This window comes from Cognatundibacterium luofuense (assembly GCF_018139685.1).
Lineage (GTDB): Bacteria > Pseudomonadota > Gammaproteobacteria > Burkholderiales > Burkholderiaceae_D > Undibacterium > Undibacterium luofuense.
In genome coordinates, this window is record NZ_JAGSPN010000008.1 from 46,478 (window position 1) to 69,999 (window position 23,522).

Annotated in this window: 13 protein-coding genes; 12 read left to right on the forward strand and 1 reads right to left on the reverse strand. The window is 51.7% G+C overall.

Annotated features, from left to right (window positions below; genetic code table 11):
- Positions 1–5: 5 nt before the first annotated feature.
- On the reverse strand, positions 6–2,756 hold the full coding sequence (gene glnE, locus KDM89_RS11705; protein WP_212688120.1) for a bifunctional [glutamate--ammonia ligase]-adenylyl-L-tyrosine phosphorylase/[glutamate--ammonia-ligase] adenylyltransferase: 2,751 nt from the start codon (positions 2,754–2,756) through the stop codon (positions 6–8).
- Positions 2,757–2,977: 221 nt separating this feature from the next.
- On the opposite strand from glnE, the gene KDM89_RS11710 reads away from it, so the two are divergent.
- From KDM89_RS11710 to aroG, 12 genes are all read left to right on the forward strand, one after another.
- Entirely contained in the window at positions 2,978–7,123 is a 4,146-nt protein-coding gene (locus KDM89_RS11710; RefSeq protein WP_230427832.1) for a YhdP family protein, read from the forward strand.
- Positions 7,124–7,133: 10 nt separating this feature from the next.
- Positions 7,134–7,931 (forward strand): carbon-nitrogen hydrolase family protein, encoded by a 798-nt coding sequence (locus tag KDM89_RS11715; protein WP_212688122.1) that lies wholly within the window; start codon positions 7,134–7,136, stop codon positions 7,929–7,931.
- Between the two features lie 87 nt (positions 7,932–8,018).
- On the forward strand, positions 8,019–9,470 hold the full coding sequence (tldD, locus tag KDM89_RS11720) for a metalloprotease TldD (protein ID WP_212688123.1): 1,452 nt from the start codon (positions 8,019–8,021) through the stop codon (positions 9,468–9,470).
- A gap of 21 nt (positions 9,471–9,491) precedes the next feature.
- Complete coding sequence (gene bcsQ / locus KDM89_RS11725) at positions 9,492–10,244, forward strand: cellulose biosynthesis protein BcsQ (RefSeq protein ID WP_212688124.1); 753 nt, start codon at positions 9,492–9,494, stop codon at positions 10,242–10,244.
- A 355-nt stretch (positions 10,245–10,599) separates the two neighbouring features.
- On the forward strand, positions 10,600–11,088 hold the full coding sequence (gene bcsD / locus KDM89_RS11730; RefSeq protein WP_212688125.1) for a cellulose biosynthesis protein BcsD: 489 nt from the start codon (positions 10,600–10,602) through the stop codon (positions 11,086–11,088).
- 20 nt (positions 11,089–11,108) lie between these two features.
- On the forward strand, positions 11,109–11,720 hold the full coding sequence (gene bcsP / locus KDM89_RS11735) for a cellulose biosynthesis protein BcsP (RefSeq protein WP_212688126.1): 612 nt from the start codon (positions 11,109–11,111) through the stop codon (positions 11,718–11,720).
- Complete coding sequence (bcsQ, locus tag KDM89_RS11740) at positions 11,717–12,481, forward strand: cellulose biosynthesis protein BcsQ (protein ID WP_212688127.1); 765 nt, start codon at positions 11,717–11,719, stop codon at positions 12,479–12,481. The genes bcsP and bcsQ (KDM89_RS11740) overlap by 4 nt, the downstream gene beginning before the upstream one ends.
- Positions 12,481–14,661, forward strand: a complete 2,181-nt coding sequence (bcsA, locus tag KDM89_RS11745; protein ID WP_212688128.1) for a UDP-forming cellulose synthase catalytic subunit — start codon at positions 12,481–12,483, stop codon at positions 14,659–14,661. Before bcsQ (KDM89_RS11740) ends, bcsA begins: the two co-directional genes overlap by 1 nt.
- A 51-nt stretch (positions 14,662–14,712) precedes the next feature.
- Positions 14,713–17,019 carry a cellulose biosynthesis cyclic di-GMP-binding regulatory protein BcsB gene (gene bcsB, locus KDM89_RS11750; protein ID WP_212688129.1) on the forward strand — a complete coding sequence of 769 codons (2,307 nt, stop codon included), beginning with the start codon at positions 14,713–14,715 and terminating at the stop codon, positions 17,017–17,019.
- 222 nt (positions 17,020–17,241) lie between these two features.
- Positions 17,242–21,540, forward strand: coding sequence for a cellulose biosynthesis protein BcsC (locus tag KDM89_RS11755; RefSeq protein WP_212688130.1), 4,299 nt, complete (start codon positions 17,242–17,244; stop codon positions 21,538–21,540).
- 1 nt (position 21,541) lies between these two features.
- The gene (locus KDM89_RS11760; protein ID WP_212688131.1) at positions 21,542–21,949 is read left to right on the forward strand and encodes a tetratricopeptide repeat protein; all 408 of its coding nucleotides are present in this window, start codon (positions 21,542–21,544) and stop codon (positions 21,947–21,949) included.
- Positions 21,950–22,245: 296 nt separating this feature from the next.
- Positions 22,246–23,307, forward strand: a complete 1,062-nt coding sequence (gene aroG, locus KDM89_RS11765) for a 3-deoxy-7-phosphoheptulonate synthase AroG (RefSeq protein ID WP_212688132.1) — start codon at positions 22,246–22,248, stop codon at positions 23,305–23,307.
- The last annotated feature ends 215 nt before the right edge of the window (positions 23,308–23,522 follow it).

Genomic DNA, 23,522 nt, shown 5'->3' on the forward strand with positions numbered 1-23,522 from the left:
CCGTCTCAGACTGCAGTCTGTTCCCCACCGAACAGTGTTTGCCATAAGCGACTGGCTGCCGCGGCCTCCGCTTCTGTCAGCTCCGGCGCTACTCTGGCGCGTTCGGTGCCTTGCAGGCGGATTCTGTGCTGCAGCTTGCGCATACTGCGGTAGGCGCTGGCGCAGGCGGCCGCCTGATCCGCAGGGATCAGTCCGGCATCGCCGGCAAACTGCAGCAAGGCGATATTGCCGGTATTGCGGCGTAAAGCCGGCACACTGGCGGCATAGCGCAGTACCAGATACTGCACCATAAATTCCACATCAATCATGCCGCCGGCATCGTGTTTCAGATCGAACAGATGCGGATGCGGCGGGTTAGCATCACGCATACGCTGACGCATATTCAGTACTTCCTGGCGCAAATGGCTTTCATCGCGCGGCGCGGTCAGAACCTGTTCGCGGATTGCTTCAAACCGTGCACCGATTTCGCTGTCACCCGCACAAAAACGCGCCCGTGTCAGTGCCTGATGTTCCCATAACCATGCAGACTGTTGCTGATAACGTTCGAAAGATTGCAGGGACGACACCAGTAGGCCGCTGGCACCATCGGGGCGCAGTGCAACGTCGATGTCAAACAGAATGCCGGACGATGTATGGCTGGTCATCCACGTGATAAAGCGTTGCGCGAGCTTGGCATAGTTGCCCGGCGCATCCTGATCATCATCGTCATACAAGAAAATCACATCCAGATCTGATGCGTAACTGAGTTCCTTGCCACCCAGTTTGCCGTAAGCAATGACGGCGAAACGCGGTACATCGCGATGTCTGGTCGCGATGGTTTGCCATGCGGCTTGTATCGTTGCCTCCACCAGAATATCGGCCAGTAAGGAAAGTTCATCGGCCAGTTGTTCGACAGTCCACTGGCCTTCCAGATCCTGCGTCAGTAAGCGGAATTGCAGGGCATGATGCAGTTCGCGAAGTACTTCCAGCTGGCGTTCGACATCGCCCGGATGCTGCTGTAAGGCTGTTTGCAGTTCGGTACGGAATTGCGGCCAGTCCGGCCGCTGACGCAGCACGCGCTCGTCCAGCAATTCATCCAGCAATAAAGGATGGCGGGTCAGGAATTTGGCAGCCCAGTCACTGGCATCCATAATGCGCACCAGCCGGTCCAGCGTGTGCGGAAATTCGGTCAGCAGGGATAAGTACGCGCTGCGCCGCGCAATCGCTTCCATGAAATCGAGCAAGCGATTCCAGCATGCATTTTGCTGACGCGCATGACTGACCACCAGCTGGATCGCGCCGGACACCAGTTGCAGCAGTTTTTGCTGACTGGATTCGCTGATGGTTTGCAGCCGCGGAGAATGCCAGCTGACCCGTAAGCGTCGCGCTGCTTCGGCGGCATCCTGCATGCCTGCCTGCTCCAGCACGGTGATCAGCGCTTCCTCCTCAGCACCATTTTGCAAGGCACTGCTGAGCGCCGCTAAACGGGCTTCGGCAGTGTCGCAGCCACTGTCTTTTTCACCGAAAATGGTATCGAACTGATGCGCAACGAAATCGCGGTGTGCCTGCAATGCCTGCAGCAGCGCATTGACATCCTCATACCCCATCATGCGCGCAACCCGCAGTTTGTCTTCATCTGCTACCGGAAAGGTGTGGGTCTGTGCATCATCCAGATATTGCAGACGATGTTCTAAGTTGCGCAGAAAACTGTAGGAAAGCAGCAGGTGATTGACGATATCATCAGTAAAGATGCCGCGCTCGGCGAGGGCATTCAGTGTGTTGCGGGTAGAACGGTCGCGCAGTCCCGCATCGCGGCCTCCGCGGATAATCTGAAATACCTGCGCCAGAAATTCGATTTCGCGTATGCCGCCGCGGCCCAGCTTAATGTTCAGATTGCGTTCCGGATGTCGGGTTTCCTGGCGCAGCACTTCAGCACGGATTTGCGCATGCATAGAGCGCAGTGAATCAATCGCACCGAAGTCCAGATAGCGTCGGTACACAAACGGACGGACGATGCTTTCCAATTGGCGGATATCCTGTTCTTTGCCGGTCATCGCACGGGCTTTGACCCAGGCATAACGCTCCCATTCGCGGCCTTGTATCAGGAAATATTCTTCCACCATACCAAAGCTGGCCACCAGCGGGCCGGACTGGCCATTAGGGCGTAAAGCCATATCGACACGGAAGCTGTAACCGTCAGCCGTGATTTCAGAAATGGCACCGATCAGACGACGGCCAAGACGGGTAAAAAATTCGTGATTGGAAATCGACTTCTGACCACTTTCGCTTGTCCGTGTATCACCGTCTTCGGGATAGCAGAAAATCAGATCAATGTCGGATGACACATTCAGTTCATAGCCGCCCAGTTTGCCCATGCCGAGCACAATCATTTCCTGTTCTTCGCCGCTGTCGTCACCCACCGGAACACCATACAGGGCTTGCAGTTCCGTACTGATATCAGCGACATGGGTGCGTACCACAAAGTCGGCAAAATGGCTGATGGTATCCACCACTTCATGCATATCTGCCTGACCGTTGAGATCGCGCTGAATCAGCGTACACAGCACGAGGTTGCGCAAACGTCGCATTGCGGCCGGTAACCCGGTTCCGGCTGACAATTCTTTTTGCAAAAAGTACGCAAAACGCGCATTGGTAAAGGATAATTGCGAAACTTCCTCTAACAGCGCTGCACGTTCCGGCTGCGCCTGCAGCCAGCGTGCTAAAAAGCGCGATAAATCCGAGGGGGAAGCAGAAGAGAGTTTGATTGAGTTCGGCATAACGATGACTGGGTTAGCAAAATGGCCCGGGCCGGTATTGATCCGGTTTGCAAAGCATTGTCGCAGTGCCGGACAGTTTTGTCTTGATGTGCTTAAACGGCGTGGGCTGATACCGCCATTTTGTGCATCAGCATATCGATTTTTGCAGGGGGCATGTTGTTGATCGGGAATTGCGCAGCGTCAGAAACCGGAAGTCTTCCGGTAACGATTGTGTGTCTGGCATGACCGGCGATTCCGCACACGATCCGCATCCGCCGCTGACTGGCTGGCGGCGCAGCTGGCGTTTGCTGCGCCTGTTCTGGCATGTCTGCAGCCGTAGCCTGCGCTGGACAATACTCTGCATCGTCGGCCTGTATTTCCTGTTCGGCGTACTGGTGCTGGGCTTACGCTATCTGATTCTGCCGCAGGTCAGTGCCTGGAAGCCGGAAGCGGAACAAGCAGTCAGCCGCGCCGTCGGACGGCAAGTCAGCATCGGTGCGCTGGATGCCAGCTGGCACGGATTGCATCCGCGACTTGAACTCACCGATGTCCGTATTGCAGATCAGCAAGGGCAGACTGCATTATCCCTTCCCCGTATTGACGCCACATTGTCGTGGTGGAGCATTCCGTTTCTGACGCCGCGATTTGATGCGATTGAACTGCTCGGCCCTGCGCTGCAGATTCGTCGTGACAGTCAGGGGCGTTTGCTGATCGCCGGTTTTATCATTGATCCTTCTGCCAAAAGTGATGGCAAAGAGCTGGACTGGGTGTTGTCCCAGCATCGTATTGTGATCCGCGATGGCAGCCTGATCTGGCAGGATACGCTTCACGATACGCCACCGCTGCGGTTACAGAATCTCGTGCTGGATTTACGTAATCAATGGAACCGGCACCAGTTTGCATTGCGCGCAGAACCTTCCGGCGCGCTGGCTGCACCAATCGATATACGCGGTAACCTGAAGCACAAACCCTTTGCCGGATCTCTGACGGATATGTCTACCTGGTCTGGCGAATTGTATGCCGACCTGCGACAAACCAGCCTCGTACGTTTGCAGCATTATCTGCCACTCGATTTACAGGTGCGTGAAGGTTATGGCGCTGTCCGTGCGTGGCTGACGATTGATGACGGACGGATGGCAGATCTGACTGCTGACGTGCGTCTTGCCAGAGTGCAGGGACGGTTTGGTCCGCGTTTGCCAGAGCTGGATATGCAGGAAATTAAAGGGCGAATCCGTGTCGGTGAGAAACAGGTCTTTGCGAAAAAATATCTGCCTTCGCTATTCGGTAAGGCCGGACATCAGATCGAGCTGACAGGTTTTTCGATGACGGCGCCGGATGGCAGCATCCTTCCGCCAACCAGTATCAGGGAAGACTATACACCGGGGGCAGACGGACAGCCTGAGCATGTGCAGTTGTACGCAGAATCACTCGATCTGGGCACGATTGCCGGTTTCGCCAGTCATTTACCGATTCCGGAAGATCAGCGTCAGATGCTGGCTGATTTCGAGCCGCGCGGGCAGTTAAAGCGATTCAGTGCCAGCTGGAGTGGCCGCTATCCTGATATCAGCCGTTATCAGTTGAAAGGTGAATTCAATCGCCTGGGCATGCGTTCTCAACCGGCCCGTGCTCCTCGTGTCGCCAGCCGTGAGTCTTCTGCTGTTGCTGCGGTGCCGGCAATTCCGGGGTTTACGAATTTATCCGGATTTATCGATGCCAGCGAAAAAGGCGGTAGTTTCAGTCTGAATTCGACGGACCTCTCATTCAATACATCCGGCTATTTTGTGGATCCGGCACTGGGTTTTGATCGCCTGCAAATGGCGGCAAACTGGCGATTTGTCGCGGATGCGATGCAGTTTCAGATTGCACGGATGGAGTTGCAGCAGGGTGCAATGCGCTTACAGTTATCGGGCAAACACCAGTTGTCATTGAAAGAAGGTGCGGGCCCCGGACAAATAGAACTGACCGGTCGTTTGCATGGGTTTGATATCAGCAGTATTGATAAATTCATTCCGACGATTACGCCGCCAGACTTGCGTCACTGGCTGACGCATTCTTTGCTCGGCGGAACGCTGGACGATACCAGTCTGCGTTTAAAAGGCAATCTGCGGGATTTTCCGTTCGCAGCTAACGATCCGCAGGCGAGCCGTCAGGGTGAATTTGTTGTTAAGGGACGGTTGAAACAGGCAAAGCTGGATTTTTCTGCCGGAGAACTGGCTGATGGCAAGCCCTTGTGGCCACTGATTGAGCAGATTAATGGTCAGATTATTTTTGACCGGGCAAAAATGGATATTCTGGCAGATACCGCCCGCACTCAGGGGGTCGATCTGAAGAAGGTCAGAGCTGTGATTCCTGATCTGATTCACCATCAGGCGGAACTGCAAATTGATGGTCAGGCGAATGGACAGTTGCAGCAAATGCTGGGCTATGTTGCCGCCAGTCCCGTGCGCGGATGGTTATCCCATTTTCTGGATGATACAAAGGCCAGTGCCGCATCTGGTTTGCATCTGAAACTGAATATCCCGTTAAATCATGTGATTGATACGAAAGTGAACGGCCAGTTGCAGTTCATGAATAATGAAGTGAGTTTGCAGCCTAGTATTCCTGTCGTATCCGGAGTCAGCGGAAAACTGGAATTCACCGAAACCGGTGTCAGTCTCGGGCCATTGCGCGGGCAAGCATTAGGTGGTGCGATTGCCATCAGTGGCGGTAGTCAGAAAGATGGCAGTATCCGCGTGCGTCTGGATGGCAGTGCCAGCGCTGAAGGATTGAGAGATTATCTGCCTGCGGCGCAACGCCATTTGCTCGACGGGCGTATCAGTGGGAGCAGTCGCTATACCGCAGCCCTGCAGGTGCGCAAACAAGCGATGGAGCTGAATATTGAATCCACCCTGCAGGGAATGGCATTGCAATTACCGGCTCCGTTGAATAAACCCGCGACAGATACTTTGCCACTGCGGATTGATTTAGTGCCGCAAACAGCAGATGCCGGTATGCAGCGTGACGAATTACGTATTGTCGCCGGTAATCTGCTGCAGGCGCGCTACCTGCGTCAGCGGAAAAATGACGGTGATCAGGTCTGGCAGGTGATACGTGGCGGCATTGGTATTCAGGCGGCAGCACCGGAGCCAGTCAGCGGCGTTGATATGAAGCTGCGGGTAGCATCACTGAATATTGACGAATGGCAGCGATTGTTACCCTCCGGTAGTTCCTCACATGCAGGCCCGAGCAATGATGCTGACCTGAATGTTGCTCGCTACTTCACATTACGTCAGATGGACTTAAAAACCAGCCAGCTGCAGTGGATGGGTAAGCAGTTACAGAGTGTGAATCTGCAGCTAAAGCAGCAGGGTAATGACTGGTTGGCAGATTTGCAATCTGAACAAATTACCGGGCAACTGAAATGGAGCCCTGGTATGCAGCCAGCAGATAACGGTCAGATCTCTGCCCATTTCAGCCATCTCCGTATTCCATCTTCTGTCGGCAGTGAGTCTTTGTCCGAAACAGTAAGTAAATCGGATGAACAATTACCGGGACTGGAGATCGTTGCCGAAAATTTTGAACTGAAAGATAAAAAGCTTGGTCGGCTGGAATTAAATGCCCGCAATCAGCGCAGTGGAAAAACTGATGAATGGATACTGAACAGGGTGACACTGAAAAATCCGGATGCCGAGTTAAAAGCCAGCGGGAAATGGCGTAACCGTGGCGGTGGCGATAGTCAGACGGAACTGCAGTATGAACTGAATGTCCAGAATTCCGGAAAATTGCTTGAGCGACTGGGGTTTGAGCATGTACTGACCGGCGGCAAAGGCAGTCTGCGGGGTGAATTACGCTGGAATGGTTTGCCGTATGCGCTCGATTTTCCGAGCATGTCCGGCAAGGTGGCATTGGAAATGAATGCAGGACAGTTTCTTAAAGTGGACCCCGGTGCAGCAAAACTGCTTGGTGTTCTCAGTATGCAATCCTTACCGCGTCGCCTGACACTGGATTTCAGAGATGTATTTTCAGAGGGTTTTGCGTTTGATGCAATTCAGGGTGATGCATTACTTCAGCACGGCGTTGCACGGACGGATAATTTACGTATGCGCGGTGTCAGTGCCTCGGTGCTGATGGCGGGCAGCGCAGACTTACAGCATGAAACTCAGGATTTGCATGTTGCTGTGATTCCGGTGATTAATGCCGGTGCCGCTTCGGTTGTTTACGGACTGGCAGTCAATCCGGTTATCGGACTGGGAACATTCCTGGCGCAATTATTTCTGAAGGATCCGCTCGCAAAAGCATTTACCTTCGAATACGGCGTCAGTGGTTCATGGCGCGAGCCGAATGTCCGTAAGCTTGAGCGTAACGAATCTTCCGATTCGGCAAATACCCCGAAAACGGTCAGGAATTAACGGAGTCAGTATGAAAGTCGCTGCAATACAAATGGTTTCGGCCACTGCGCCGGAAGTAAATTGTCTCGCTGCAGAATCATTGATTCAGCAGGCAGCTGAGCAGGGCGCGCAGTGTATTGTGCTTCCTGAGTACTGGCCTCTGATGGGGAAGCGCGACACCGATAAACTGACTATCGCTGAGCCATTCGGTGACGGCCCATTGCAACAATGGATGTCTGAAAAAGCCCGGCAGCACAGGATCTGGCTGGTGGGCGGCACAATTCCGCTGGTATCGCCTGATGATGGCAAGGTATTCAACAGTACGCTGGTGTACGGACCTGACGGGGCTGTGCAGGCACGATACGACAAAATCCATTTATTCGGATTTCAAAAAGAGCAGGAGTCGTATGAAGAGTCGCGTACGATTACTGCAGGCACGCAACCGGTAAGCTTTAGTGCCGGTGATTTGCGAATTGGATTGTCGATTTGTTACGATGTACGGTTCCCGGAGCTTTACCGTGCAATGGGTGCCTGTGATTTATTACTGGTTCCCGCAGCGTTTACTTACACCACAGGACAGGCGCACTGGGAAATTTTATTGCGTACCCGTGCTGTCGAAAATCAGTGTTACGTGCTTGCTTGCGGACAGGGTGGTTTACACGAAAACGGCCGCAGAACCTGGGGGCATAGTATGCTGATTGACCCCTGGGGGAAAATCATTGATGTTTTGCCTGAAGGCGAAGGAATTGTCAGCGGCATTCTGGATACTGCGCTGATAGCGGATATTCGTGCCAGCCTGCCCGCACTGAATCACCGTAAGCTGCGCTGAGTCATCCGGCGGTCACTGTCAGTGACGGGATTCTGGCTTACAATCACAACTTGCGTTTTATTTTTACGATTTATTAACAGGAATACTATGAGTTCAGTGCAAGGTCATCTTGAAACAGCACGTCAGTTACTGCTTTCTCCGTTTGGTCTGGATGAGCAGCATTTGCAGAAAGTGCTGTCTTCGATGTTCACACATAAAGTTGACTACGCAGACTTGTACTTCCAGTTCACCCGCAGTGAGGGATGGAGTCTGGAAGAAGGAATTGTAAAAACGGGTAGTTTTTCCATTGATCAGGGTGTTGGTGTGCGTGCTGTTTCCGGAGAGAAAACCGCATTTGCGTACTCAGATGAGATTTCACTGCAGGCCTTGAGCGATGCTGCCGCAGCTACCCGCACCATTGCGCGTCAGGGCAGCGGGAAGATCAAAGTTGCGGGTGAACTGCAACTGGCAACAGCGCATCAGTTGTATCCGGCACAGGATCCGTTGCATTCTCTGGATGCAACGGCGAAAGTCCGGCTACTGGAAAAAATCGAAAAAATGGCACGCGCTAAAGATCCTCGCGTTGTGCAGGTCATGGCATCGTTATCCGGTGAATATGATGTGGTGATGGTGGCGCGCAGTGATGGTGTGCTGGCTGCAGATGTGCGCCCGCTGGTACGTGTATCGATTACTGTGATTGCCGAACAAAACGGACGCCGCGAAATCGGTTCCAGTGGCGGTGGTGGTCGTTTTGATTATGCTTATTTTTCTGACGCTGTACTGGATCACTATGCTGCAGAAGCCGTACGCTCCGCGCTGGTTAATTTGGATGCAAGACCGGCGCCGGCAGGTCCGATGACTGTCGTACTTGGTCCGGGCTGGCCGGGTGTTTTATTGCACGAAGCAGTCGGGCACGGTCTGGAAGGTGACTTTAACCGCAAAGGATCCAGTACCTATTCTGGCCGGATTGGTGAGCGAGTCGCCGCTGCAGGCGTGACAGTTGTGGACGACGGAACATTGCAAAACCGTCGCGGGTCGCTGAATATGGATGACGAAGGCAATCCGACGCAACACAATATCCTCATCGAAGATGGCATTCTGACCGGCTATATGCAGGATATGATGAACGCACGTCTGATGAAGATGCCCGTGACCGGAAACGCGCGTCGTGAGTCGTTCGCGCATTTGCCTATGCCCCGTATGACTAATACTTACATGCTGGCAGGTGATAAAGATCCTGCTGAAATTCTCGCGTCAGTCAAAGACGGAATTTATGCTGTGAACTTCGGTGGCGGTCAGGTTGATATTACCAACGGTAAATTTGTATTTTCAGCCAGTGAGGCTTATCTGATTGAGAACGGGAAAATCAGTCACCCTGTTAAAGGCGCAACCCTGATCGGTAACGGACCTGAAGTTATGAATAACATTTCCATGATTGGTAATGATTTACAACTGGACTCGGGTGTTGGTATTTGTGGGAAAGAAGGACAAAGTCTTCCTGTCGGCGTAGGGCAGCCGACCTTACGTATTGAAGGATTAACCGTAGGCGGAACAGCTTAAACCGGTGACGGGGGAAAACAGATGCGTGTATTTGCAGTTGCTTCTGCGAAAGGCGGTGTCGGAAAAACGACCATTTCTGCAAATCTGGCGGCGGCGATTGCGCAAACAGGCAGACCGGTTCTGGCGATTGATCTTGATCCGCAAAATGCGATGCAGTGGCATTTTGGCGGTGTGCAGGCAGACGCTGTAAGAGGGTTGTCTGCACTAACAGACGGCCGTATCAGCTTTGCACGGCTGATTCAGAAAAATAGTGCTGGTATTCACTTTATTCCTTTTGGAATTACCGGTGAGCTCAAGCGTCAGAAGTTTGAGAATTTATTGTTGCAGGATCCGACCTGGTTGCGTTCACGTCTTGAGTCTGCACTGCAAAATCCTGATACGGTTGTGATTCTTGATACTCCTCCTGGCCCTTCTGCATATTTGCATCAGGCTATTTATGCGGCAGATTTTGTTCTTGCGGTAGTGCTTGCTGATGCTGCGAGCTATGTCACCTTGCCGGAAATTGAGGAGCTGATTCAGGCATACGGAGGACGTTCCGAAAAACATGATTCTGCTTATGTCGTGAATCAGGTAGGAGGACGTCAGCTGTCGCAGGATGTCGTCAAAATGTATGCGTCGCAACTTGGTGACAGATTAATCCCGTTTTATGTGCCGGAATCTTCCGCAGTGGAAGAGTCTCTTGCGTTTGAACAGACTGCGATCACCTATGCGCCGGAAAACCCGGCAGCAATTGCTATCATGCAAATCTGGGACTGGTTGCTGGCGAGATTCTGATACAAATGGATATCGATCTGCTGTTTTTTAAAGTAGTAATTTGTTAAATTCTGGCCGTTGTCCTAAAGTTACATTCTGCTCTGTCGTTATCCGGTGCACGGTGACTGCTTTCAGTTAAATTCCTTCGATCCAGCCTGCGTTTTCCCGGTTTTTGATGTTTTTATTTCTGCATGGAAATTTCAAGGCTTTCAATTGTAAAACAGTTATTCTTTTTATGGATTGTTGACATTTGATTAGCCTGGTTTGCTAGACTGAGTAAATATGCAGGTGTTACATTTGTAACCGGATGTGTATACATTTCAGACTGCGTCCCGGAAACACATCTCCGGATGCGAAAAGTTGAAGGTAAAGCCTTATGTCTCAGCAACGTAACCGATATATCGAAACTCAGCAAATTTCCCGCCAGTGGCAGTTTTTTTTGCAGGCGTTTGCTCAGGAGTTTTCCCAAAAAGGTGATGTCAGGGAATTGCGCTTGCTGATGCATCGTCTGGGGCGACGGATGGCCACAATGGTAAAAGTTGCAGATGGCAGCAGTTTGCAGGCTTTGGAAGACGCAATGAACCAGGTCTGGTCAGAAATGAACTGGGGCTGCGTTGAATTGTCTGAGCAAGCGGATGCTTTGCTGGTATTGCATCAGTTTGCGCCGTTGCGTATGGCATTCGGTGAGGATGCGTCTGCATGGACCCCCGCATTGCTTGAAGGTATCTATGCACAGTGGTTTGAGGCGCTCGGCATGGACAGCTCTTTGCGCCTTTCCCAGCGCAGTGATGAAAATGCGGACCGTGTATTAGTATTTGAATTGAAAAAAGTAGTCGATGAGTTTGCCTTTTCAGGCAGGCGCTAATTGCATTGACGGTGAAAGCGATGACAGTCATGGATAACGATGTCAAAAACCTGTTTCAGAGAGCGGGAAAAACCGTTGCTGGTTACCAGGAAATTAATCGTCAACAGGAAAATGAAGAAGCAAGACAGCGCTGGCCGTTGCTCAGAGATATTCGCCTTGAACTGACTCCGGATCAGTTACCGCCTGACGAACCAGTAGAAACGAATAAATTACCATTGTTTGGTGGCATGGCGATGCCTGAAATAAGCCTGCGTCCTGATGTGGTCAGTCCACAGGGAAATGTATCGGCACTCGCTGACATTCCCGTCAAAACAAATGAACAGCAAAAATCTGTCTTCTCTGGCCAAACTACTGAACGCGGAACAGCCAGCACAGAGTTATTTTTCACAAAACAGACAAATCAGGCCAGTGCCCGAAACGATACGGGCGACGCAGATCGTTTATTCAGTGCCATTCTCGGCAAGCCGGTTCAGGCTGCAGAGCAAGGGCATCGTACCCAAACGCAGAGTGACAGCGAATTAAACAAAGAAGTACCTGTCAGCGATCTGTTCCGCAGATTGGCACAGGGTTCTGCGAAGCCGCCTGCTCAGACTCCGGCACCGTCCTTCTTTCGTAAGATATTCGGTTCATGAGAATCGTTGCAGTTATCTCTCCGAAGGGAGGCGTAGGTAAAACAACGGTGACAGCCAATCTGGCTTCGGAGCTGACTAAGTCAGGCGAACATGTGCTTGCACTTGATCTGGATCCGCAAAACGCGTTGCGCTTGCATCTGGGAATGCCACATGCTGATCCTGCAGGAATTGCAAGGCTGCAAAAAGGCCAGTCCTGGAAGAATGCGCTGCAAAAAAGTCAGTTCGGAATGGATTATCTCCCGTATGGTACTGTCGATGAGACGCACCGCGAGGTCATGGAAGAGCAAATCCGTTCAGATGCAGAATGGCTGGCAAGGGGGCTTGACACACTTGAGCTCGACGATACGGCAATTGTCATGCTGGACACGCCGCCTGGCCCCGGTTTGTATATGCAGCAAGTACTGAGTGTTGCGCATATCGTACTTGTTGTTTTGAAGCCGGATGCTGCATCGTATTCAACAGTGCCGCAGATGGAATCGCTGATTCATTATTACACTGAGCGAAGGAAAGATTTTCTCGGTTACTGTGTAGTACTGAACCAGATGGATGCAACCAAGCAGTTAGCAAGAGATATCTTCAGTATTTTACGCTCCAGACTGAAGGATAAATTTATTCCTACCGGTATCCACCGGGATGAGGCAGTCTGTGAAGCGCTCGCTTATCAACAGCCGGTGACAGAATATGCGCGACATTCAAGTGCAGCGCATGACGTTAGTCAGCTCGCAGCGTGGCTGCAAAAGACCTATGGATTGATAGATTAATGCGCTCAATACTCAACTCCCGTTACCTGTATGGTCGATTGAATGAAATGATCCAGTCGCTGGTTAACTGGAGCGGGTGGGAGCATAAGGGCGTTCGCATCGTTGCATTGATCCTCGCTGCTGCGTTTTACTGGTTGTCGATCAGCATTCCAATGGATCTGATGTTGCAGACTTTGTTTTCTGCAGCAATATTTTCCTGTGCAATGTATTTGCGACGTTACACTGGGACGCTGATTTCTCTGATCATGGTGATGTTTTCGATCAGTGCGACAAGCCGGTATGTTTTCTGGCGTATTGCATACACGATCAACACCGAAAGTACGACTGATCTGATTTTTGCGCTGATGCTTGTCGGTGCTGAGATCTATGCATGGATTGTGTTGTTGCTCGGTTATCTGCAGACAGCCTGGCCACTGAAACGAAAACCGGTGATTTTGCCGGAAGATACATCCACCTGGCCGACGGTCGATCTTTTTATTCCCTCTTATAACGAAGATCTGGCGGTTGTGAAGCCTACGGTATTGGCAGCACTTGGTATTGACTGGCCAAGAGATAAACTGAATATCGTTATTCTTGATGACGGACGCAGGCCTGAATTTGCAGCGTTTGCAGAAGAGGTTGGAGTACAGTGTTTTACACGTTCGGATAACAATCACGCTAAAGCGGGCAATATTAACGCTGCGCTCAAAAGGACAACCGGTGAATATGTCGCAATTTTCGATTGCGACCATATGCCAACACGTTCATTCCTGCAGTACACCATGGGATGGTTTCTTGTGGATCCGAAGCTGGCAATGATTCAGACACCCCACCATTTTCTGTCACCGGATCCGTTTGAGCGAAACCTGAATACTTTCCGTAACGTCCCGAATGAAGGTGAATTGTTTTACGGGCTGATTCAGGATGGCAATGATTTGTGGAATGCGACTTTTTTCTGTGGATCATGCGCAGTTTTGCGGCGCAAACCTCTTGAGGAAATTGGTGGCATTGCGGTTGAGACAGTGACGGAAGATGCGCATACGGCTTTGAAAATGCAGCGTCGTGGTTATAACACTGCATACCTTTCGATTCCTCAGGCAGCAGGTCTGGCGACAGAGAGTTTATCTGCGCACGTGGGGCAGCGTATTCGCTGGGCGCGGGGTATGGCGCAAATTTTCCGGCTGGATAACCCTTTGCTGGGTAAGGGACTTTCATTTGGTCAGCGTCTTTGTTACAGCAATGCGATGCTGCACTTCTTTTATGGCTTTCCGCGCATGGTGTTTTTGCTGGCGCCGTTGTCATATTTGTTCTTTGAGGTGCATATCATCAACGCGACGGCATTATCAATTGCCGCTTATTCTTTGCCCCATCTGTTGCACGCTAACATTACGAACTCAAGGATACAGGGCGCTCATCGTCACTCATTCTGGGCTGAAGTGTATGAAGCAACGCTTGCCTGGTACATTTTCCGCCCTACGCTGGTTGCGTTGTTTAACCCGAAGCTGGGTAAATTTAACGTTACCGCAAAAGGTGGTCTTGTCGAAAAAGAACACTTTGACTGGGTTATTTCGAAACCCTATCTGGTAATGCTGGGTTTAAATATTCTCGGATTATTTGTCGGCGTTGGCAGAGCGTTGTGGTGGAATACCTATGAGCTCGACACCGTATTGCTGAATATTTTATGGACTATTTATAACCTTGTGATTCTGGGGGCAACGCTGGCAGTTGCGACAGAAACCAAGCAGGTTCGCCGCTCACACCGGGTTCGCGCGACGCTGGATGCAATTCTCCGGCTCCCTACCGGACATTCTCTTGTGTGTAAAACAGAGGATTTTTCTATGGGCGGGATGTCTTTCCATGTTCCGGCGGATTTTGCGATTGCACAGGAAGCAGAAATTCTGGTTTCGCTGTTCAGCTCAACCGGAGAGAGTTACTTTCCTGCAAGGGTTGTGTTTATTAAACCCGGTCTGGTCAGTGTGCAATTTTTACCACTGGATCTTGCACAACAGCGTGAACTTGTAGCCTGTACGATAGGGCGTGCAGACGTCTGGCTCAGTTGGTCTGATGAGCGGGATGTTGATCATCCGCTCAATGGATTCAGGGAAATCGCTATGCACAGCGTGCGCGGATTTGCACGCTTCGGAGCTGGTTTATGGCAACGCGTTCAGGAGAACCGTGGTCTGTGGAATCGACAACATTAATTGCTGATCATCGTGAAAAAAAATATCTTTAGTCTGCCGAAGAACATGACCATGAAAACGACCATTGCATTTGCAGTCGCTTTATTGATGTCGGTCCCTCTGAGCGAACAAGCTGAGGCGAAATCGAAAAAAAATAAGCAGGAAGAAACAGCGCAAAGTCAGGAAACGGAAAAGCTTGAAGATCCTGCACCGAAATCTCAGAATCCTGTCAAAGTGTACAACATCAGCCTTAAGCAACTCGGACAAGGCAGCAGTGTTGAACTGCGCGGGACTGAAGGCGAGCGTTCATTTCCGTTCACCGTTCGTAGCGATGAAGTGATTACTTCCGCAAAGGTACGTTACGGCCTGACTTATTCGCCTGCATTGTTACCTGACCTTTCCCATGTAAAGGTGTTAGTTAACAATGAGCTGGTGGGGGTGGTTCCGCTGCCACGGGAAGATGCGACAAAAGGTATTGTGCGTGAAGATAAAATTGATCCGCGTTTTTTCGCCGACTTTAACCAGCTGACATTCAAACTGATTGGTCACTATACCCGGGACTGTGAAGATCCTTTTCATTCCAGTTTGTGGGCCAGACTGAGCAATACAACCTATCTCGAACTGACGGTTGCGCCGATTGAACTGGCGAATGATCTGGGGCTGTTGCCTGCACCATTCTTTGATCGTCGCGATTCGGGGATACTGGATTTGCCTTTCGTATTGCCGCCGTCACCTTCGATGGATTTGCTGAAAAATGCCGGTGCGGTTGCGTCGTGGTTTGGTCATCTCGCTTCGTACCGTGGTGCAAAATTTCCGGTTGCTGCGCAAGGATTGCCTAAAGCGAATGCCATTGTGTTTGCTACAGGAAAAGAAGCGCCGGCGGGCGTTCAGTTACCGCAGATCAGTGGACCGACGTTAATGGTGGTTCCTAATCCTGTGTCTCCGCGTCATAAGCTCTTGCTGGTAATGGGGCGGGATACGGCGGAATTACGTACTGCAACAGAAGCATTGACGCTGGGACAACTCGCTTTGTCCGGCCCTTCTGCAGTGATCAAAAACCTCAAAGAGCCCGAACTGCGAAAAGCCTATGATGCGCCGAAATGGCTGCCAACGCATCGCGCGGTAAAGTTTGGTGAGCTGGCGACAATGGACAGTTTGCAGGTCAGTGGTCTGACGCCTGATCTGATCCGTATCAATATGCGAGTCGCGCCTGATTTGTTCACGTGGCAGCGGGATGGCGTGCCGATCGACTTGCGCTACCGCTTCACACCTCGTCCAACTGTGGATAAATCAACGCTGAATATCGGTATTAACGACGGATTTGTGCGGGCATTGTCGCTGTCCGGTGCCGATATTGAAAAAGGTAAGATTAAAGAGTCTGTATTGTTGTTCTTTAAAGAAGGACACCGGTATGCGCAGGAAGAAGTGCAGGTGCCGACCTTCAGAATTGGTGCTGAAAACCAGCTGCAATTCCATTTCTTTTATGACTATCCGAAGCAGGGAGCATGTAAAGACGTTTATCTTGATAACGTCCGGTCTGCGATTGACCCTGATTCAACAATTGATTTTTCAAATATCCCGCATTACGCATCTTTCCCGAATCTTGCTTTCGTAGCGAATGCCGGATTCCCATTTACTAAATTTGCTGATTTGCAGGAAACTGCGATTGTGATGCCCGATCGCGCCGGCCCGCAGGAAACAGAGGTTTATCTGAATATGATGGGACGTATGGGCGAATCCACTGGTTATCCTGTACTGAATAGTCATCTGATTCGCGGCTCGGATGCTGAGAAGTTTTCGGACAAAGATTTTCTGATTATTGCCACAGCCGGAAATCAGCCTTTGCTGAAGCAATGGGCGAAGTACATGCCGATGTCGATTGACGAAACGGGTAACCGTTTGCAATTGCCGAAGGGATTTTTACGCATACTGGCACGCTGGGGTGGCAAAGATATTGATGACGTAGAGCGCCGCTCGGGTGAGCTGCTCGCAGCTACCGGTAATGGTTTTGGCGCAATGATGCAGTTTGAGTCACCATTATCCGGCAGTCGCAGCGTAGTGGTATTAACAGGTGGTGACGGCAAAGGATTGCTGAGTTTAACGGATGGCTTGAATAAGTCGGATATCCGAAGTAAATACCAGGGAGATCTTGTGCTGGTCAAAGGTGATAATGTGGTCAGTGCCCTGATCGGTGATACCTATTATTCCGGTAATTTGCCGCTGTGGACATGGATTAAGTGGAAATTGTCTTCACAGCCATTAACACTGATTATTTTCCTGATGCTGGCTTCGATGATCGCTGCAACGATGCTGTTCCGTTATCTGCGTGGAAAAGCAAAAAGCAGGCTGACCGGAGACGGTTCTTCAGATCAACACTGAGTGACCGGAAACAGCCCCTGAACAGGGGCTGTTTTTTTATCGGGCCCGAAGCTCCTGAAGTGCCCGATCGGTGATTGCCGAATGGCAGTCAGATTCTGAGAAATCTGCTCATTGCGGCAATTCAACAAACAGGAATTACCGGCGTTAGGCAGATTCCTGTCACTAAGCAAACCAAGTATCATAGCTAAACATGAAACACATCGCCCACCCGGGGGGACAACTATGAGTCAGCACCGCAAATCTTTGTTGTTTGCACTGTTATCCATATACACAACACAGGTTTTTGCCGTCAGTGATTCGGCGTTGCAACAGAAATTGCTTGATCAGGCACATTTCTGGGAGCAGCGCGGACGTGACGATAACGCGGCGGATGCATGGCAAAAGCTGCTGAAAATTGATCCGGCGAATGCGGATGCGATGGTAGCGCTCGGTTCCCGCGAAGCCCGGCTGGGTAATGCTGAGCAGGCAAAGAGCTATCTTGCAAAACTGAAAGAGGCAAAAGCATCGGCTGCACAGGTGCGCCAGCTGGAGGAAGCAATCCGTCGCGGTGCCAGCGGCACAAAGAGTCAGCTGGAAGATGCCCGTAAGCTGGCAAAACAAGGCGATGCTGATGCTGCAGTCGACAGTTACCGCGCACTTGGTGACCCTTCGCGCCTGCGTGGTGATGCCGCACTGGAGTACTTTCAAACGCTGGCAGGAACATTGTCAGGCTATCCCGAAGCCCGCAAAGGACTGGAGAAACTGTCCAAAGAAAATCCCGGTAATACCCGCTATGCACTGGCGTATGCGCAGGCACTGACGTACCGTGACCAGTCCAGGCCCGAAGGTTTGCATCAGCTGGAGCAATTGACAGCTAAACCGGATGTTGCTCGTGCAGCCAGAGATTCCTGGCGTCAGGCATTGAGCTGGATGGGATTGCAAACATCGAATATGCGGTATTTCCAGAGTTATCTGGATAAATTTCCTGACGATAAAACCATACAGGAAAAGCTGACAGCGCTGAAAAATCATCAGCAGGAAGCGAAGAACGAGAAAAATCGTGAATCCAGCCACCGGGAAAAAGCGGTGCGTCCACCAGTGGAAAATCTGGTTGCTAAACAACAAGCGGCTGGTTTTAAAGCACTGGACGACAATGATCTGGCGACAGCAGAAAAAGAATTTGATGCGCTGATGAAATCGCATCCGAAAGACCCTTCCGGTTATGGCGGTATGGGGCTGGTCAAGATGCGTCAGGAAGAGTTCATTGAATCCCGTAAATTGCTGAGCAAAGCGGTTGCAATGTCGTCCGGTAAAGGTGCCTCGAACTGGAAACAGGCTTACGACAGCGCAAATTACTGGGCACTGACGGAGGAAGCGCGGAATGCATTTGAGGATGGGGAAAGTCTGAAAGGTATCGGCTTACTGAAAAAAGCTGTTTCCATGAATCCCAAGGAACCATCCGGCATTTTGCAACTGTCAGATGCGCTGAAGGCAGAAAATGATCTCGCCGGCGCAGAGGAAAATTATAAGCGCGTCTTTACAGACGATAAAACCAATACCCGCGCAATTGACGGACTGGTTGGCATCTATTCTTTACAAAAACGGGTACAGGATCTTGATGCGCTGAGTCCTTTCATGATTCCGCGTCAACTGGCGGTACTGGCGAACAGTAAAGCAGAGGAATTGCTGGAGAAAGCAAAAAAAGCGGAAGCAGCAGGAGATCTGGTCACAGCGCAGTCAGCACTGGAAGATGCAATTCTGGTCAAGCCGGAAGATGCATGGTTGCGGATGGGACTGGCAAAGCTGTATCAGAAGCAAAATATGCCGGCACAGGCGCGCGCTTTGCTGGATGCGCTGACCAATGTGGAAAAACCCGATCCTGAAGCACTGTATGTCAGTGCAATGCTCAGCGAAATGCAGTCTTTGTGGTGGGAAGGGATGGTGACACTGGAGCGTATTCCGGAAAAATCCCGCAATGCTGCCATGACATCCCTGCAAAAGCGCCTTTGGCTGAAAGTGCAGCTGGACCGTCTCGATGCGATGAATAAACGCGGGTACACCGATCAGGTCCGTGAATTGCTGGCAAGGGTTGATGCGGCGGCGGCTAATGATCCTGAATTCGTCGGAACAATTGCATCTCTGTACATCCGGCTTGGCGATAAAGAGCGTGGTTTCGGCATGATTAAACAACTGGTGCAGAATACCAAAGAACCGAAGGCCGGTCTGATGCTGCAATATGCCAGCGTGCTGATGCAAATGAATCAGGAAGCGGAGCTGGAAGCAGTGATGCGTAAAGTTGCGGCGATGCCGAAACTGAGTGAAGATGAAATTCTGTCCTTCCGGCAATTGCAACGTGCGCTTGCGATGCGCTATTCCGAACGTGCGCGTGAGGCGGGTGATTATGCAGCCGCTTACACCTATATTCAGCCCATGCTGATTGAGTCGCCGGAAGATAATCTGCTGTTGCTGACGCTGGCACGCATTTATTCTTCTGCCGGTGATACCGATCCTGCCCGTGAGTTGTATCAGAAAGTGATGGAAACGGAGCCGGAAAATCCGGAAGTGCTGCAGGGGCTGGTGTTTGCTGCGATTCAGGTGAAAGATCTGGATGGTGCCCAGCGTTATCTCGATACGCTGATGACACTGCAGCCGGAAAATCCGCGTTTTGTTGCGCTGGCCGGAAATGTTGCCAGAGCCAAAGGACAAAACAGCAAAGCACTGGGCTATTTCAAAAAAGCGCTGGCGATGGAACAGGCGCAGCGACCACTGGCTGGAAAATCCGACCAGATTCGTCTGGTGGATTCAGCCGGACCTGCGGTCACGGATTTCAAAGTCAATCCGTTTGCAGAAAAACAGGCTGAGGTAAAAGCAGCCGTTGTCAAACCGGTTGTGCCGGGGCCAGTGTTACGTGAAGTGCCGCAACTGGGGCCACAACATCAGATTCCGCAGGCACCGAAACCGGTGCAGCCAAACAGTTCTGTCGCACCGGCAACTGCCGTCGCAACGGCCGCACAGCCAGTGCTGAAAACAGTGCAGGTATCGTTGCCGCAAAGCGCGGCGTCAGTACCGGCACCAGCACCGGTACTTGCACAAGCGCCGACACCGACGCTGAACCGCTCCGTTGAAGCACCAGTCGTGCTGGCTCAGGCAAGTACAACAGTGCCGGTATCCACATTGCCTGTGACACGCGCACAGACCACGCAGCAGTCTGCAGTGGCGCCGCAGACGGCCACGCGACGCACAGCCACGTCGTCCGCAAAATCACGTCAGCAGCCGGATGTTTCACCTGAGGAACTGGCGCTACAGAAAGAAATCGATTCACTGAGCGAACTGAACCGCTCAGAAATCACAGCCGGAGTTGCTTTGCGCGCGCGCAGCGGACAGTCCGGTTTGTCGCAGATGAAGACAACCGAAGTGCCGGTTGAGGGACATCTGACTACGCTGGGCATGGGTAATTTCGGCCTGAAGATTATTCCTGTCGTGCTGGACTCCGGAACGCTGGATCTGAACGATACCAATGTCGCCGGTCAGTACGGGAAGAATCTGATTCTGAACGAAAGAGCAAAATTTGCCGGTACGCCGTTCACGACCGTAGCGAAAGCGCAGGGCTTGAATTCTGTCGCAGCGATTCAGCAGGAAGCGCGCGGCACGGCGTTGCAGATCAGTTATGAACTGAGCGGTTTTAAACTGGATATTGGCAGCAGCCCGTCCGGATTCCCGGTGCGCAATGTGGTTGGGGGTATTAAATGGTCCGGTCAGTTTGATGGTATCGGTGTCAGCGCGGAATTGTCGCGCCGTTCTGTGACTGACAGTATTTTGTCGTTCGCCGGTGCATCGGACAGCCTTTATCAGCTGCAATGGGGTGGCGTCACGAAAAACGGTGGCCGTTTTGATCTTTCTTACGATACGGATGACGGCGGCGTGTACGGCGGCGTCGGCGCTTATGCGCTGACCGGTAAAAACGTGGTTCGTAACAGCAGCGTGGATGCCGGTGGCGGTGTGTACTGGAAAGCACTGAAAACCAAAGACAGTATGCTGACAGCCGGTGTCGGTATGACGGCAATGTTCTACCGTCAGAATCTGCGTTACTTTACCTACGGTCACGGTGGTTATTTCAGTCCGCAATCCTATCTGGCGCTGAATGTGCCGGTCGAGTGGAGTGGCCGCAGCGGCAAATTCTCGTATCTGTTGGGCGGTGCGGTTGGTGTGCAGCATTTTAAAGAAGATGCGACGCTGATCTATCCGTTCTCGCCGGCTGATCAGGCGGAGCTGGCGCAATTTGCAGCGGCCAATCCTACGCTGAATATCGCTACGTCATACAAAGGTCAGACCCACACCGGCTTACAGTATAAGTTGATGGGTTCGCTGGAATATCTGTTTAATCCTTACTTTGCGCTGGGTGGACGTTTCTCGGTCGATAACTCCGGTGATTTCACTGATGCTGCCGGGATGATTTATCTGCGCTACACCTTTGAACCACGCCGCAGCGCACCGGTTTTCCCGCCGGTTGTACCGCGTACTTACACACAACAGGGGAACTAAGATGAAAACCATGTTGATGGCTGTATGTATGGGTCTTTCCGGCGCTGTGCTGGCGGGTGATTTGCAGATCGAAGGTAAAACGGCATTATCGGAAGGTGATGCTGCATCAGCGATCATCAAATTCACCGAAGCTGCCAAAGTCAATCCGTTTGATCCGGCTGCGCTGAATAATCTGGCAGTGGCGCTGGCTGCACAGGGTAATTATGAGAAAGCACTGGAAACGCTGGAACGTGCTTATCGCCTCGCACCGACGCGCGGCGATATTCAGGCCAACCTGCAATCCATGCGCACCTGGGTGGCAAGGAATGCGCCGCAGATTCAGTTGAAGGAAAGCAAGGTAAAACCTGTGGTCAATACGTATCCGGATGCGGATATCCCGCCGGAACCGCCACCGCTCTGGAAAAAATAACGCAGAAAGCCTGATACAGACCCTTGCATCTTGCTGAAATTTGATGCACTATCGTTTGAATCGACTGCCGCAGAAATGCTGGCCTCAACTTTATTGAATGAAAAATGACTTTTTCCCGCTTCTATTTCTTCTTTTACTTTAGCTATTCCCAGCCAGTGGCGGTCGGAATACGGTAAGTGCTTGCAGAAAAGAAAGCGAACCAGATTCAGAAAAACCGCCAGCGATGGCGGTTTTTTTTTAGCCTTCAAATTGTTTCAGTATCTTTTTTAATTATCAGATTCCATTAGGAGAACACTATGCAACGCACCGATGACTTGCGCATCCGGGAAATGAAAGAGCTGGTTCCGCCATCCCATCTGATTCGTGAATTTGCCTGCTCGAATACCGCGTCGGAAACCGTCGCCTCGGCACGTCAGGCACTGCACCGCATTCTGCACGGTCAGGATGACCGTCTGATGGTGGTGATTGGCCCGTGCTCAATCCACGATACCAAGGCAGCGATGGAATATGCACACCGTCTGGCGGCGGAGCGTCAGCGTTTCATCGGCGAGCTGGAAATCGTGATGCGGGTGTACTTCGAAAAACCGCGTACCACGGTGGGCTGGAAAGGTCTGATCAATGATCCTTACATGGATAACAGCTTCCGCATCAACGATGGTTTGCGTATTGCTCGTGAATTGCTGGTCAATATCAATGAACTGGGTTTACCGGCCGGTACCGAATATCTGGACGTGATCAGCCCGCAATACATCGCGGATCTGGTCAGCTGGGGAGCAATCGGCGCGCGTACCACCGAATCGCAGGTACACCGCGAGCTGGCTTCCGGTTTGTCTTGTCCGGTCGGCTTTAAAAACGGCACTGACGGTAATGTCAAAATTGCTGTCGACGCGATCAAAGCCTCATCGCAGCCGCACCATTTCTTATCGGTGACCAAAGGTGGTCACTCGGCGATTGTGTCCACGAACGGCAATGAAGATTGCCACATCATTCTGCGCGGCGGTAAAACGCCGAATTACGATGCGGCCAGCGTCGAAGCAGCGTGCCAGGATATCGCCAAATCCGGTCTCGCAGCGCGTCTGATGATCGATGCCTCGCACGCTAACAGTTCCAAAGTACCGGCGAATCAGGTACCGGTTTGCGCTGACATTGGCAATCAGATCGCCGGCGGCGATACCCGTATCGTGGGTGTGATGGTGGAATCGCATCTGGTGGCCGGACGTCAGGATCTGGTACCGGGCAAAGAACTGGTGTACGGCCAGTCTGTTACTGATGGCTGTATCGACTGGGAATCCAGCCTGCAAGTGCTGGAGGGGCTGGCAGCAGCAGTACGTCAGCGCCGTCTGGCGCAGTCTGAGTAAGCCGGTGACGGGTCATTGCCTGTGCAAATATCGTCATCTGATGATTTGCAAGGCCCGGACTTTCTGCCGACGACCGCCGGATCGCTGTGCTGAACACCGCATTTGAGGCATAAAACGCCGGTTTTCAGCTTCCGGCGGGCAAACTGGCTGGTTTGCTGCTGTTCAGCATAAAAGCATATGAAAAAGCGCTGTTTCCTTTTCCGGAAAACAGCGCT

Bases quoted from the DNA above. Each gene is read 5' to 3' on its own strand.
- bcsB (WP_212688129.1), top strand. From the start codon at position 14,713: ATGAAAACGACCATTGCATTTGCAGTCGCTTTATTGATGTCGGTCCCT.
- KDM89_RS11760 (WP_212688131.1), top strand. From the start codon at position 21,542: ATGAAAACCATGTTGATGGCTGTATGTATGGGTCTTTCCGGCGCTGTG.
- bcsD (WP_212688125.1), top strand. From the start codon at position 10,600: ATGTCTCAGCAACGTAACCGATATATCGAAACTCAGCAAATTTCCCGC.
- KDM89_RS11715 (WP_212688122.1), top strand. From the start codon at position 7,134: ATGAAAGTCGCTGCAATACAAATGGTTTCGGCCACTGCGCCGGAAGTA.
- glnE (WP_212688120.1), bottom strand. From the start codon at position 2,756: ATGCCGAACTCAATCAAACTCTCTTCTGCTTCCCCCTCGGATTTATCG.
- KDM89_RS11710 (WP_230427832.1), top strand. From the start codon at position 2,978: ATGACCGGCGATTCCGCACACGATCCGCATCCGCCGCTGACTGGCTGG.
- bcsQ (WP_212688127.1), top strand. From the start codon at position 11,717: ATGAGAATCGTTGCAGTTATCTCTCCGAAGGGAGGCGTAGGTAAAACA.
- bcsP (WP_212688126.1), top strand. From the start codon at position 11,109: ATGACAGTCATGGATAACGATGTCAAAAACCTGTTTCAGAGAGCGGGA.
- bcsQ (WP_212688124.1), top strand. From the start codon at position 9,492: ATGCGTGTATTTGCAGTTGCTTCTGCGAAAGGCGGTGTCGGAAAAACG.
- aroG (WP_212688132.1), top strand. From the start codon at position 22,246: ATGCAACGCACCGATGACTTGCGCATCCGGGAAATGAAAGAGCTGGTT.
- tldD (WP_212688123.1), top strand. From the start codon at position 8,019: ATGAGTTCAGTGCAAGGTCATCTTGAAACAGCACGTCAGTTACTGCTT.
- bcsA (WP_212688128.1), top strand. From the start codon at position 12,481: ATGCGCTCAATACTCAACTCCCGTTACCTGTATGGTCGATTGAATGAA.
- KDM89_RS11755 (WP_212688130.1), top strand. From the start codon at position 17,242: ATGAGTCAGCACCGCAAATCTTTGTTGTTTGCACTGTTATCCATATAC.